Origin of the sequence: Tolypothrix sp. VBCCA 56010 (genome assembly GCF_050875635.1) — a bacterium.
Taxonomy (GTDB): domain Bacteria; phylum Cyanobacteriota; class Cyanobacteriia; order Cyanobacteriales; family Nostocaceae; genus Hassallia.
Genome location: NZ_JBPAOH010000188.1, coordinates 1 through 12,682, shown reverse-complemented (window position 1 = coordinate 12,682; position 12,682 = coordinate 1). Strand labels below are relative to the sequence as shown.

13 protein-coding genes and 1 pseudogene are annotated in these 12,682 nt (G+C 40.5%); 6 read left to right on the top strand and 8 right to left on the bottom strand.

The features are described 5' to 3' along the window. Nucleotides 1-204, top strand: a 204-nt coding sequence (locus tag AABK37_RS36400) for a hypothetical protein (protein WP_432556319.1), incomplete at its 5' end; no start/stop codon positions are given. A gap of 1 nt (nt 205) precedes the next feature. Beyond that, entirely contained in the window at nt 206-343 is a 138-nt protein-coding gene (locus AABK37_RS36395; RefSeq protein ID WP_432556318.1) for a hypothetical protein, read from the top strand. A gap of 1 nt (nt 344) precedes the next feature. Here the strand turns inward: AABK37_RS36395 and AABK37_RS36390 are convergent, their stop codons facing one another. The 8 genes and pseudogenes from AABK37_RS36390 to AABK37_RS36355 form a co-directional block, all read right to left on the bottom strand. Beyond that, on the bottom strand, nt 345-536 hold the full coding sequence (locus AABK37_RS36390; RefSeq protein WP_432556317.1) for a hypothetical protein: 192 nt from the start codon (nt 534-536) through the stop codon (nt 345-347). Nucleotides 537-540: 4 nt separating this feature from the next. Then, nucleotides 541-1,200 (bottom strand): hypothetical protein, encoded by a 660-nt coding sequence (locus AABK37_RS36385; protein ID WP_432556316.1) that lies wholly within the window; start codon nt 1,198-1,200, stop codon nt 541-543. Nucleotides 1,201-1,444: 244 nt separating this feature from the next. Beyond that, nucleotides 1,445-2,686, bottom strand: coding sequence for an McrC family protein (locus AABK37_RS36380; protein ID WP_432556315.1), 1,242 nt, complete (start codon nt 2,684-2,686; stop codon nt 1,445-1,447). Nucleotides 2,687-2,697: 11 nt separating this feature from the next. Continuing rightward, on the bottom strand, nt 2,698-4,299 hold the full coding sequence (locus AABK37_RS36375; RefSeq protein WP_432556314.1) for an McrB family protein: 1,602 nt from the start codon (nt 4,297-4,299) through the stop codon (nt 2,698-2,700). Between the two features lie 67 nt (nt 4,300-4,366). After that, nucleotides 4,367-5,335: an N-acetylglucosamine kinase gene (locus tag AABK37_RS36370; RefSeq protein ID WP_432556313.1), complete on the bottom strand. Its 969-nt coding sequence runs from the start codon at nt 5,333-5,335 to the stop codon at nt 4,367-4,369. Nucleotides 5,336-5,376: 41 nt separating this feature from the next. Further along, nucleotides 5,377-6,627: an MFS transporter gene (locus AABK37_RS36365; RefSeq protein WP_432556312.1), complete on the bottom strand. Its 1,251-nt coding sequence runs from the start codon at nt 6,625-6,627 to the stop codon at nt 5,377-5,379. A gap of 39 nt (nt 6,628-6,666) precedes the next feature. After that, nucleotides 6,667-6,768, bottom strand: a pseudogene (locus AABK37_RS36360) (GxxExxY protein); the annotation flags it as partial. A 69-nt stretch (nt 6,769-6,837) separates the two neighbouring features. After that, complete coding sequence (locus AABK37_RS36355) at nt 6,838-7,278, bottom strand: GxxExxY protein (protein WP_432556311.1); 441 nt, start codon at nt 7,276-7,278, stop codon at nt 6,838-6,840. Nucleotides 7,279-7,340: 62 nt separating this feature from the next. Here AABK37_RS36355 and AABK37_RS36350 point away from each other — a divergent pair, with 62 nt between their 5' ends. The 4 genes from AABK37_RS36350 to AABK37_RS36335 form a co-directional block, all read left to right on the top strand. Continuing rightward, entirely contained in the window at nt 7,341-10,346 is a 3,006-nt protein-coding gene (locus AABK37_RS36350) for a valine--tRNA ligase (RefSeq protein WP_432556310.1), read from the top strand. A gap of 140 nt (nt 10,347-10,486) precedes the next feature. Further along, the gene (locus AABK37_RS36345) at nt 10,487-10,927 is read left to right on the top strand and encodes a hypothetical protein (RefSeq protein ID WP_432556309.1); all 441 of its coding nucleotides are present in this window, start codon (nt 10,487-10,489) and stop codon (nt 10,925-10,927) included. 838 nt (nt 10,928-11,765) lie between these two features. Continuing rightward, nucleotides 11,766-11,891: a hypothetical protein gene (locus AABK37_RS36340; protein ID WP_432556308.1), complete on the top strand. Its 126-nt coding sequence runs from the start codon at nt 11,766-11,768 to the stop codon at nt 11,889-11,891. 211 nt (nt 11,892-12,102) lie between these two features. Beyond that, nucleotides 12,103-12,682 (top strand): hypothetical protein (locus tag AABK37_RS36335; RefSeq protein WP_432556307.1); only part of this gene is annotated, 580 nt, incomplete at its 3' end.

Genomic DNA, 12,682 nt, shown 5'->3' with positions numbered 1-12,682 from the left:
TTTGCTCAAATTTTTGGAGAGGGAGCGTATCAAACACCGCAGATGCTTGTGATTCCCAAAGCTGGTTTGGGTTACAGTGGCAACTCTCCCCAAGCATTGCTAGCCAATGAAGAAAAAATCGACCATAAAGCCAATCGACTTTTTGATGAAATCAAAGAACTCAAGCTGCAACTAAAGTACAAAGTAAGGTCAGATGAGGGTTAAGATGCTGTCACACATTACTGTTAGGTCTGTAGTTGTGATTATTTTGGTAATTGGCGATGAATGTGTTGGCGATCGCCGATCACAACTTCCGCCCCACTTTTGGCGACTTAGCGCTCAGTTGGTGTCGGTGGGTATTTAGGTCAATTGCTGCCTGAGGCGGGTAAGCGCTCTGGGGATTCCACTGACTCTAATAGTTCAGCATTATTACCCAACGCCTCAAGTATCTTTTCGCAAATGTCTTCTAATTCAGTATCTCTCCGGGTGACAATTGACATATCTCGGTTGATACTGGGTTGATTGGACACCAAACAATAGGGTTCCAGGTTCGTCATCTGGTTAGCAATTTGGGGATGGGTGCTTTCTCACTGTGGGAATGTCATCTATCCCTTTTATTAACATCGCTAAACGATCTAATCCCCAACCTGATGCCAAACCGCTGTAACCAGGTTGCAGTAAACCTGGGTGAATTTCGCCACATTCTCCGACTTCCAGCCAGTTACCATTAACTAACACCTCAATTTCTACACCGTTGCGAGTGTAGGGGTGTGCGGTTTCATTCAAGCGGTAAGTTACGTTTGGAAGAACTGCATAAAGAATGCTTTCGATTAATTTAACTTTAGAGACGTTACACGGGTTTATCCACCACACATCCATTTGATGCGGTTCACCCACATGACGCTTATCCACCACATCGCGACGATAACAGATACCTGGGTGTATGATGAGTTGCTCCCCTTTTAAGTGGGGAAGTAACTCTGGCATTATTGCGCTGGTGTGAGTTCTTAACAGCCTACCATCGCTGAGGTAGCGCGTATATTTCGCAGAACGAGATAAACTTTTAGCAGGGATATAAAGCTTGTCGAAGTTATTGGCAACTGTGGTGATGGGAGAAGATTGCCAAATTGTTGGTTCTAGATATCCGGACGCTTGAAGAACTTCGGCTATTTTGTAGACGATAAGATTTATGACATGAATGCCATTTGCCGGGTTCGTCAAGTCCGGTTTTAGAAGTCCAGGTGGTTCATTTTTTGCCTCTTGTTAGATGTAGTCATGTTACAAGTGTAATATATATTTAACATATTTTGTTATTTTGAGAGTAGAGTAGGCGATCGCACATCTACTTTCCTCTGTTAATTCACCTGAATGGGTGATTTTGTTTAACGAACCGCAAAGACACGTTCGCGTTCGCCCTTGGCGTTGCCGCAGGCTAGCGTCTCGAAGAGAAGAGCGCGAAGAAAAATTAAAAGAGGAGTTTTTGCAAGAACGTTTGACCTGCGCGATCAAGGTTATCATCTAGGGAAAAGGTAAGGTTGCGAACTCGAATATCTCCAATGAATTTATCTAAAGAAGAAGTTAATGAAGTTGGATAAACTAGAATTACTTCTTGGCAATTTTTAGAGACAGCGTAGGCTACTACTTGCGCTACATCTTGAGATGATGGACTAGCTGGAGTTTTGTATTTAGTATCGAGAATGTAGCGAGGTTTTGCAGTTAAAGCGTCGTATAACACTAAGTCTGTCTTAAAGTATAAATTTTCTGCTAAATTTACTCTTTCTTGAGACTTAAGAATTAAATCTGGTGACAAGTTTGCCTTAAGCCATTCTGCAACAAAAAGTTCATATAAACGTGCCATATCGACGAGAAAGGGTAAAATATTGTGATTTCCCCTTTGATGACTTGGCACAGTGTTTTCTAAAAAGAATCGGCAGAGATTGTGTAATACTCGATAATCTTCATTGAGGCGGTTGTAAAGCTGGCTACAATCTTTTACACTACAAGGTTGCACCGTCACCAATTTTTGTAAAGTATGATAAGCTTTTCGTACTGTTGGCGATACTTTTTCTGAACAAAAACCGCTGCGACCAATGTTAAAAAGTGTCCATGTAAGAATTTGGTTTTCTACAATATCAGCCGTATGTTCTTCATAAGAGCATTTAAGTTGCACATTCCACGGCTTTTGAATTAACTCTCGCACATTTAGTCGTCCCCGTACATAAGCAAGCTGCTTCGTTTTAGGCAAGTAAGTACGATATAATCCTTTTCGACACCGTTCTAGAATTTTTTGAGCTAAAACATAAGCAAGATGATTGTAAAATTCCTCTAAAGATTCGCAATCCATTAGCCCTTCAAGAAAGCGAAAACTTTTCAGATTGTAGGCATATTCCAGCATTCCAAAGATATTTTTAATAGGCACTTTGGGATTGAGCTTTAGAGCAAGTTCGGGAGTTATAGGAATGTAACCTACCCATCCTTTAGCTTTGAGTTGCCACTTATTGCCTGTTTTATAGCTAGAAAATTCTACATCTACTTGATTTTTATATTTTTCATATAACTCAACCCCTGCTGAATTGGGTATTTCGTCAACAGAAAATAATTTTTTTTCATATTCTGTCAATTCAATAATTATTGTTTGTGTTGGGTTCATATCTTTAAATTTGGCTGGCGTTGCATAAATGCGGGATGAATTGGTGGTTGAAACCATTGAAAACTTGTTCAAAATGGCGCGGAATCATCCCATGATTCAGCAACGCCATTTTGCTTAATTATATCCCAGCGAAATTCTTGTACTTTATCTAGCTGGTTAAAAAAATATTCTTCCAAATAAGGCTCAATTTCCATGCACCAAATGTCTTCAATATCTTCACGCAGGTTGTCTGTTAAGAAAAAGGAAATACCAATTTCGTAGTTTTTATCTCCAATAGCTTGATTCAAACGCTTTAAAATCTCAATTAACCCCTCAACCGCAAAACCAGTTTTTAAGTGATACCGTCGCAACACATCATAGTTTGGACGAAGTTCGATAAACGCAAAGCGCCGACGGAGTGCATAATCAAATTGGGTAATAGACCTATCTGCTGTGTTCATCGTACCAATAATGCGGACATTTTTCGGGATGCGAAAGGTGTTACCACCAGCAAGGGGAATTTCTTTCTCACGGTACTCTAGCAGATACATTAATTCACCGAAAACCTGAGCTAAATTTGCACGGTTTATTTCATCAATTATTAAAACGCAAGTGTCTTGATAAGACTCTGCCTTTTTGCAAAATTCCAAAAAGCGACCAGGAACCAGCGGATATGTTAATTTTCCTTCTTCACTTTGGGGACGAATACCTTGAATGAAGTCTTCATAAGAGTATGCTGGGTGAAATTGCACCAGTTCTGAGAAACCATATCTTCCGATTAAGTGTTGGGCAAGTTTTTCAGCAATGAATGTTTTTCCCGTTCCAGGTGAACCGTATATAATCGCTTGTCCTTTACGGTTAATTGCATGTATCCAGCGTTCTATATCTGTTTCTTCAAAGCCTGTATCTTCAGCGCATTTGCCAATAGTGTATTTTCTGTTTGGTTTAGGATAAGAAAAAAACTGGGCTAGTTGTTCAGCCGCGCTCATAACTTCTTCGATTTCCTGTAAATCTGTAGGAATTGCGTTAATTAATATTGCGTCTTGTATAATTTTAGTTCCGGGATCGGAAAAATCATAACCATAATCATTTTTTTCTATTGCTTCATAAAGTTTTGTCAATTCTGCTATTTTTCGTGAAAAAATGTCTTTTTCAATATCATCAGTGTAACAATCATACTCTTCCTCCAAGCAATTATCTTCATATTTACTTAGTTTTATGCTTGTCAATATAGATTTATCGAAGAGAAATTCGCCACCAAAGGAATTGAGCAGTATTGGTTCTATTTGCAGACGGTATTTTTGTAGCATTTTCTTTATGTCTTGATATTCACTTCCAAAAGGAATATTGATACCTAACTTATCATCAATATATTCAATTAAATAATTACAAATAAAATCATCAAGTTTAATTTGTTTAATTAAATTAATACACCAAGATTCATCTTCATAGTAATAAACATCATACCAATCATCAGACAATTCAATTAAAAAGGTAGCAAGAGCCAAAAAGCGAAGTACTACTTGACAAAGTTCTGTATTATTCTCATAACTTGCAAGTCCACTTTGGATAAGTATTTCCCATGACTGCCACATCCACTCTAATGCTTCCCATTCATGGTCAAACACTGCTGTATAAATTCTTGCAGCGTAAGCAACATCACCCCAAGTAAGAATCTTATTTTTACTCATATAGACCATAATATAAACATCGCTGAATCGACTCCTCATTTATTTTTATATAAAAGCGATCGCTCTCTCATTCCCCTTCCCCTGCCAAACTCTTCAACGCCAAGAAAGCAGCACCATAAGCAGGTTCATTCCGAGGAAAAATCACCTTTGCTGAAGGAAACTTCGCGACAATACACCCTGCAAACCTCTGATGAATTTTAGAACTACCTTGCCATACACTTCCCGTTGTGACTATCTCAAAAGCTGATGAAATAAAAATTGCATCAATAACTGTAGAAGTAGCTTTCACCAAATCTTGCACAGCTTTTTCAATAATATTATTCGCCACTTCATCTCCCGATGCGGCGGCAAAATCAACAATTGGCGCTAAAGCAGCTATTTCTTTAACACCACCACCTCGCCGATATATTACTTCTATTAAATCTTCTATACTTGCCAGATTAAGATGTTGTTTGAAAGCCTCTACAAGACTCGTTGACATCTCACGTCCATCATAAGCCTTCAATGCAGCTTGCATACCAGCAACAGCAATTTTGTAGGCGCTACCTTCATCTCCTAAAATGTAACCCCAGCCACCTACTCGCTTCGTCTTTCCCTGAGAATTTCGTCCAAAAACTATCGAACCCGTGCCGGCTGCAACCACAATTCCCACATCATCACCAATTCCCCCCACTAAAGCAATCAAAGCATCGTTAAAAATTACAATATTAGATGCTTGTAAAGCCCAAGTTATAGGTAGTAATTTACTCTTTTGTAAATCTTGCACCAAAGCTTTTACAATTTCGATATCCGCTGCACGTCCAACACCGGCTAAACCTAGACAAATTGCTTTAATAGTGATATAATTTATAGAGCTAAAAGCTTCATTTTTCGCTGCATCAATTGCGGATTCAATTGACTGTAGCGTTGCTTCAATGCCTATATTTTGATAATTAGACGATCCGGCTTCACCGCGACCTAACACTTCACCTGTATCTTGCATTAAAACGCAAACTGTCTTGCTTCCACCGCCATCAATACCTAAAACATAGCCCATAGAATTTTGGATTCAAACCAATATATGTGCTTTACTAAATGCTAATCGTCTTCATTCAAAGGAATAAAAAATAAAGTTATCATTCCCGGAATAGTCAGTAGACAAACTATGATAAAAGATAATAAATATCCAACTTGTTGTTGAATATAACCGCTAATCGCTCCTGGAAGCATCAAACCTAAAGCCATGATGCCTGTAGATATAGCAAAATGGGAAGTTTTATATTCGCCTTGACAAATGTACATTAAATAAACACTAAAAGCAGTGAATCCTAAACCATATCCAAATTGTTCTAAGGAAACGAGGGGATAAACTAATGCTAATGGTGGTTTAGCATAAGCCATATATACATAAAATATATCAGGTAAGTTTAATGCTAAAGCCATCGGCAAAAGGCATTTTTTTAAGCCATATCGAGAAATTAACATTCCACCTAAAATACCGCCGCAAATTAGGGAAATTAAGCCAAATGTTCCGTAGGCTAGACCCACATCTTCTGTAGATAATCCTAAACCGCCTACTTCTGGTTTATCTAAAAAGAATAAATTTGCTAACTTCAGCAGCATTGCTTCGCCTAATCTATAAAGTAAGATAAAGGCTATAATTACACCGATTTTTTCTTGCTGAAAATATGATACGATGACATGCTTAAAAGAAATATTATTTTTCGGTTCGTAATTTTTTTGATTTTCTGGCAAAGGTAAAGTGAGGCGATGAAAAAGAAAAATAATCGCTAAAATAAAAGCGGAAAAGGCAATAACTATAGTCCAGCTTAAAGAAATATTTTGGAGATGCTTTTCTAATTTACCTGCGAAAATTACTAAAAAGCCTAAGCCGAAAAACATTGCCAGTCTATAAGCAAGGGAACGAATGCCGACAAAAAAGGCTTGCTGTTCTTTATTTAAAGCCAACATATAAAAGCCATCTGTGGCAATATCATAAGTGGCGGAAATAAATGCTCCTATTGCTAATGCGGCTAGGGATATGAAAAATAAATTGGGCAGTTGTAAGGAGAAAGCTATTAAAGTTAAGCAACAGAACATGGCGAATTGGGTGGTAAGTATCCATGTTCTTTTGGTGGAGTTAATGTCTACAATTGGTCCCCAAAACATTTTGAGAACCCAAGGGAGGTTAAGAAAGCTTGTCCATAAGGCGATTTGGGTGTTGTCTATTTCTAGTTTTTTGTAGAAAATTACAGAAACGTTGTTGATAATGATGTATGGTATGCCGGAGGCGAAGTATAGGGTGGGGATGAATGTCCAGGGGGAATGTGAGGTTGTGGGAGTTTTCATGAAACGAACCGCGAAGTCGCGAAGGACGCGAAGGAAGATTTAAGAAGAGAGGATGATGCGTTTGATACCTTGTTTGAGGATGGGTACGTTGAAGTTGATGAGGAGGGCAAGGGGGTGTTTGGTCATTTTCAGGTAGGACATTGGGGAATGTGAGGTTGTGGGAGTTTTCATGAAACGAACCGCGAAGTCGCGAAGGACGCGAAGGAAGAGTTAAGAAGAGAGGATGATGCGTTTGATGCCTTGTTTGAGGATGGGTACGTTGAAGTTGATGAGGAGGGCAAGGGGATGTTTGGTCATTTTCAGGTAGGACATTACTTGGGATTCGTGGATGGGGGCTAGGTTTTGAACGGCTTTCAATTCAATTATTAAAACATCGCCAACGAGAAAATCCAATTGTCCCTCCCCAATGGGATGTCCTTTGTAAGTTACTGCTACTGGATGCTTATATTTATGAGGTATTCCCCGCATCTCAAATTCCACCTTTAGCGCCTTATGATACACCTCCTCCAAAAAGCCAGGTCCCAACAGCCGATGCACCTCAATCGCTGCACCAATCACAGCATACGCTAACTGCTCCACCTCATCACCTAGCTGTCTCATCCTTCTTTCTTCTTCCTTTGTGTACTTCGCGTCTTTGCGGTTCGTTTCCATAAACTCCTCCTCCAACCCTATGGCAAAATTTATTAAAGTCCATCTTCCTTAGTTTTCCCAGCATGACCGCAACAAATTCAAATCTCCCCAGTCTCTACGACCCCTTCTCCACCGAAGCCAAATGGCAAAAGTTTTGGGAAGAAAACCAAATCTACAAAGCAGACCCCAACAAAGGTGGCGAACCCTACTGCATCGTGATTCCCCCACCAAATGTCACCGGCAGCTTACACATGGGTCATGCCTTCGGGGATGTGCTAATGGATACTTTGGTGCGCTATCACCGCATGAAGGGATGCAACACCTTATGGCTACCCGGAACCGACCACGCCAGTATCGCCGTCCAAACAATTCTGGAAAATCAACTTAAGGCAGAGGGTAAAACTCGCTACGATTTAGGACGTGAGAAGTTTCTAGAACGCGCTTGGCAGTGGAAGGCAGAGTCTGGGGGAGCGATTGTTAATCAGTTGCGCCGTTTGGGTGTCTCGGTTGACTGGTCGCGGGAACGGTTTACTTTAGATGAGGGTTTATCGAAAGCTGTTTTAGAAGCTTTTGTGCAACTCTACGAAGAAAAGCTAATTTATCGCGGTGAGTATTTGGTAAACTGGTGTCCGGCTTCGCAGTCGGCGGTGTCTGATGTGGAGGTGGAAAATCAAGAGGTTAATGGTAATCTTTGGCACTTCCGCTATCCGCTGACGGATAATTCTGGTGATGTGGAGGTGGCGACGACGCGACCAGAAACCATGCTGGGTGATACGGCTGTGGCGGTTAATCCTAATGATGACAGATATAAGCATTTAATTGGCAAAACTGTGACTTTGCCAATTATGAAGCGAGAAATTCCGATTATTGGTGATGAGTTTGTTGACCCAACTTTCGGGACGGGTTGCGTTAAGGTGACTCCGGCACATGACCTGAATGATTTTGAAATGGGTAAGCGTCACAATTTGCCGTTGATCAATATTATGAATAAAAATGGGACTCTCAACGAAAATGCTGGAGAGTTCCAAGGACAAGACCGCTTTGAGGCAAGAAAAAATGTGGTTTCTCGCTTGGAAGCAGAGGGCTTTTTGGTGAAGGTGGAGGATTATAAGCATAGTGTTCCTTATAGCGATCGCGGTAAAGTCCCGATTGAACCTCTGCTTTCTACCCAGTGGTTTGTCAAAATTCGCCCCCTCGCAGATCAAGCACTCTCATTCCTCGATGAGAAAAATTCCCCAGAGTTTGTCCCCCAACGCTGGACTAAGGTTTATCGTGATTGGTTGGTGAAGTTGAAAGATTGGTGTATTTCTCGCCAATTATGGTGGGGACATCAAATCCCCGCTTGGTACGCTGTTAGTGAAACCGGCGGCGAAATCAAGGACAATACGCCGTTTGTAGTCGCCAAATCAGAGGCAGAAGCATGGGATAAAGCTAAATCACAATTTGGCGAAAATGTCAAGCTACAACAAGACCCAGATGTGTTGGATACCTGGTTTTCTGCGGGATTGTGGCCCTTTTCGACTTTGGGATGGCCCGAACAAACTCAGGATTTAGCGACTTATTACCCCACCAGCACTTTGGTAACTGGCTTTGATATCATCTTTTTCTGGGTAGCCAGAATGACAATGATGGGTGGGCATTTTACGGGGCAAATGCCATTTAAAGATGTTTACATCCACGGGTTAGTGTTGGATGAAAATGGGCAGAAGCAGTCTAAGAGTAAAGGTAATGGCATCGATCCGCTGTTACTGATTGACAAATATGGTACTGATGCTCTGCGCTACACTTTAGTTCGGGAAGTAGCGGGTGCTGGTCAAGATATCCGCTTGGAGTACGATCGCAAAAAGGATGAATCAGCATCGGTGGAAGCATCGCGCAACTTTGCTAACAAGTTGTGGAATGCTGCCCGATTTGTGATGATGAATTTGGATGAACAAACTCCCCAACAATTGGGTAAACCAGAATCTATAGAATTAAGCGATCGCTGGATTCTCTCTCGTTACAACCAAGTAATCAAACAAACGCGGAACCACATCGACAACTACGGACTAGGTGAAGCCGCAAAAGGACTTTACGAATTTATATGGGGTGACTTCTGCGACCAGTATATTGAATTGGTGAAATCTCGCTTGCAAAAAGATGCCGATCCTGCATCGCGTAAAGTCGCACAGCAAACCTTAGCGTATGTTCTGGAAGGCATTTTAAAACTACTTCATCCTTTAATGCCTCACATCACTGAGGAAATTTGGCAAACTCTCACCCAACAACCAGAAAATTCACCGCAAACGATATCTTTACAAAGCTATCCAGAGGTAGAGACAAATTTAATCGATCCCAACTTAGAGGAACAGTTTGAACTGCTGATTGGTACTATCCGCACAATTCGGAATTTGCGAGCTGAAGCGGATGTTAAGCCAGGGGTGAAGGTAACGGTGAATTTGCAAAGCGACAGCGCAAAAGAACGGCAAATTCTTACCGCAGGACAGTCTTATATTAAAGATTTGGCAAAGGTTGAAACTTTAACTATAGCCGACGAACATCAACAAACCGTAGTTGCGGAAAATTCTCTAAGAGGTTTGAAGACAATTGGTTTGATTATTGTGGTACTTGTTTTTACTCGGTTGGCTTTCGTTGTTGCGGATGAAATTAACGACATTCCTTTATTAGGAACTTTCTTTCAAATGGTTGGTCTTGTTTACACGACTTGGTTTGTCAGCCAAAATTTAGTCATGGCTAAGGCTAGACAAAAGTTATGGGGTGCGTGGTTCAAGCCCACTACTGAGACTAACATGCGGCTAATAAAATCACCACAGCCACAAGAGACTACTGAAGCGATCGCTGGGGTATTTGGTACAGTACAAGTGCTACTTCCTCTAACGGGTGTGGTAGATATAGAGGCATTAAGTGGCAAAATACAAAAACGCCTCAGCAAAATAGAAGGGGAAATTAACTCGCTCACTACCCGGTTAAATAATCCCAAATTTGTGGATAAAGCCGCAGCTGAGGTAGTGCAAGCAACGCGGGATGCTTTAGCAGAAGCTGAAAAACAAGCAGAAATTTTGCGCGATCGCCTGCGTGGTTTAGCATAACTACGCATTGAGAGTTAGGAGTTGTAGAGACGCGACCGGTCGCGTCTGTACAGAAATTATGAGTTGAATTTTGTTTTTAATTCAAAACTCAAAACTTAAAACTCCTCACTCCTCACTCTTAACTTTTAACTTTTACCATCATGCTCTATCTAGCCCAGGTGCATAAAAACAAATTTCTCAATCAGCACGAGTTGCGTTTGTTGGCACGTCAGGAAGCTGATAGCTTTTGGGCGATAATCCCAGAAGAATCTATCATTCTCCTGGGAAAAGGCAGCTCTATAAGTGAGAAATTGCTCGTTTTAGTTGAGCTTTCCTCCACAGGAGACATCGAAAGACTCGAAGATGCCACCAATTGGGTAATGGATCTGGTACAAACCTACCTCACCACTGGCATCACTCCGGAATTTTTGCATCAAGAAGCCGAAAGAGCAGAACAGTGGCGCCAATCTTTAACTTTGCAAAACCAAGAACTAGCGCGTCGATCTTTAGAGTTAGAAGCGCGTCGCGAGCAAATTCAAGCTCTAGAAGAAAGTCTCAAACGCGATAAAAACGGTAATCAGCGCGAGGATGATTGTAGTTAAATTACAGTTATCAGTTAATCGCAGTGGAAATAGGTTCTAGACAATAAAGGTAACAGTTTTCTATTTCTGTGGTGTTTAAAATATCTTCCCATAGGCAGAGATGCGTGTTTTGTAAATAATATTTGTATAACAAAATACTTTTAATTAAAAAATATTTATAATAAAAATAAATATAAAAATACTCCTTAAGTTTGATATAAGACATGCTTTTAGTATGAAGTTGTAACTTGCAAAGCCATAGAGAATGTATAAACATCATCAATAAATTCTATGAAGGCTGGAGAGGCAATTATGTTTAACATTGGAGATTACGTCCTAAATCAACAAAATGGATATCTGGGCAAAGTGATCGGTTATGGACACCAATTAATCGATAACGTCTATACAACAACGCTTCAAGTCCTAGTAGCTGAAAATGCAAATTCTCAGAAAAGAGAAGTTGTCATAGAAGACATCATTTCGGCATGGACTCTTAGTGTGGCTAATTAGCGTTTGTACCTCTTTATAAGCTAGATTTTCTTGGCTGGTGCAATATATTATTATTGCCTGACAGAAATTAGATTATCTCAGAAATGAGCGCAAAACATATCGTCAGTAGCGATAATTCATGAATTATCGCTACAAAAATTAAGGAACTGGCAATATTTTTTTGCGTAGTTGATTCTAAATTATTAATATATTCAAAGGATAAATTTTATGATAACGCGAGACATTATTTTTTGTTTACAAGAAGCGGCTTTACAGTTTATCTTCCAAAAATCATTTACACCTAAAAATCCTTCTGAATGTTTCATAAATCCTCCCTGTGGGTGTAAGAATCCAGGAAAAGAACTTAAGTGTGAAGAGTGTCCTGAGCTTGAAGCTTGCTTGTCTGGTTTTCAACTTGCAGTCAGTTCTCGAAACAATATCAAATATCAACCATCAGATGGTTGCAGCAAGTGACCAAAGCGCGATCGCTAGCTAATATTTATGCACAAAGAAAGAATTTTGTTTAATTGTCTCAATGCCTATACAATATTTATTCAAATATTTGAAAACTTTCTTTTGCATAACTTAAGTAAGATGCCGAACTTCGCATAAGTTCATAATATTTAATAAAGCTGATTAAATTGATATCGCCGTTTTCTCCAATCAATAATCTCAAGAAATCCAAAACTTTAAAGGAAAAAATAAACATGAAGCCTTTTGACTTATCTAAAACCGTTTTGGCTGGTGTCTTTGCCGTCAGTTTAGCCTCTATATCTTTACCTGCTTCTGTTTCTGCTCAAACTGGCAGTTCAAGTAGCGGTAGTGGCACTGGTACTGGTACAAGTAGTGGCACAGGTGCAACTGGTACAAGTACTGGTACAAGTAATGGCACAGGTGCAACTGGTACAGGTACAGGCACTTATGGAACTGGCACAGGTGCAACTGGTACAGGTACAGGCACAGGTGCAACTGGTACAGGTACAGGGACTTATGGAACTGGCACAGATGCAACTGGTACAGGTACAGGTACAGGGACTTATGGAACTGGCACAGATGCAACTGGTACTGGTACAGGTACAGGCACTTATGGAACTGGCACAGGTGCAACTGGTACAGGTAGTGGCACAGGTGCAACTGGTACAGGTACAGGCACTTATGGAACTGGCACAGGTGCAACTGGTACAGGTACAGGTACAGGCACTTATGGAACTGGCACAGGTGCAACTGGTACAGGTACAGGTACAGGCACTTATGGAACTGGCACAGGTGCAACTGGTACAGGTACAG

Coding starts and splice junctions, on each gene's coding strand:
- AABK37_RS36395 (WP_432556318.1), top strand. CDS start 206: ATGCTGTCACACATTACTGTTAGGTCTGTAGTTGTGATTATTTTGGTA.
- AABK37_RS36390 (WP_432556317.1), bottom strand. CDS start 536: ATGACGAACCTGGAACCCTATTGTTTGGTGTCCAATCAACCCAGTATC.
- AABK37_RS36380 (WP_432556315.1), bottom strand. CDS start 2,686: ATGGTTTCAACCACCAATTCATCCCGCATTTATGCAACGCCAGCCAAA.
- AABK37_RS36375 (WP_432556314.1), bottom strand. CDS start 4,299: ATGAGTAAAAATAAGATTCTTACTTGGGGTGATGTTGCTTACGCTGCA.
- AABK37_RS36370 (WP_432556313.1), bottom strand. CDS start 5,335: ATGGGCTATGTTTTAGGTATTGATGGCGGTGGAAGCAAGACAGTTTGC.
- AABK37_RS36365 (WP_432556312.1), bottom strand. CDS start 6,627: ATGAAAACTCCCACAACCTCACATTCCCCCTGGACATTCATCCCCACC.
- AABK37_RS36355 (WP_432556311.1), bottom strand. CDS start 7,278: ATGGAAACGAACCGCAAAGACGCGAAGTACACAAAGGAAGAAGAAAGA.
- AABK37_RS36350 (WP_432556310.1), top strand. CDS start 7,341: ATGACCGCAACAAATTCAAATCTCCCCAGTCTCTACGACCCCTTCTCC.
- AABK37_RS36345 (WP_432556309.1), top strand. CDS start 10,487: ATGCTCTATCTAGCCCAGGTGCATAAAAACAAATTTCTCAATCAGCAC.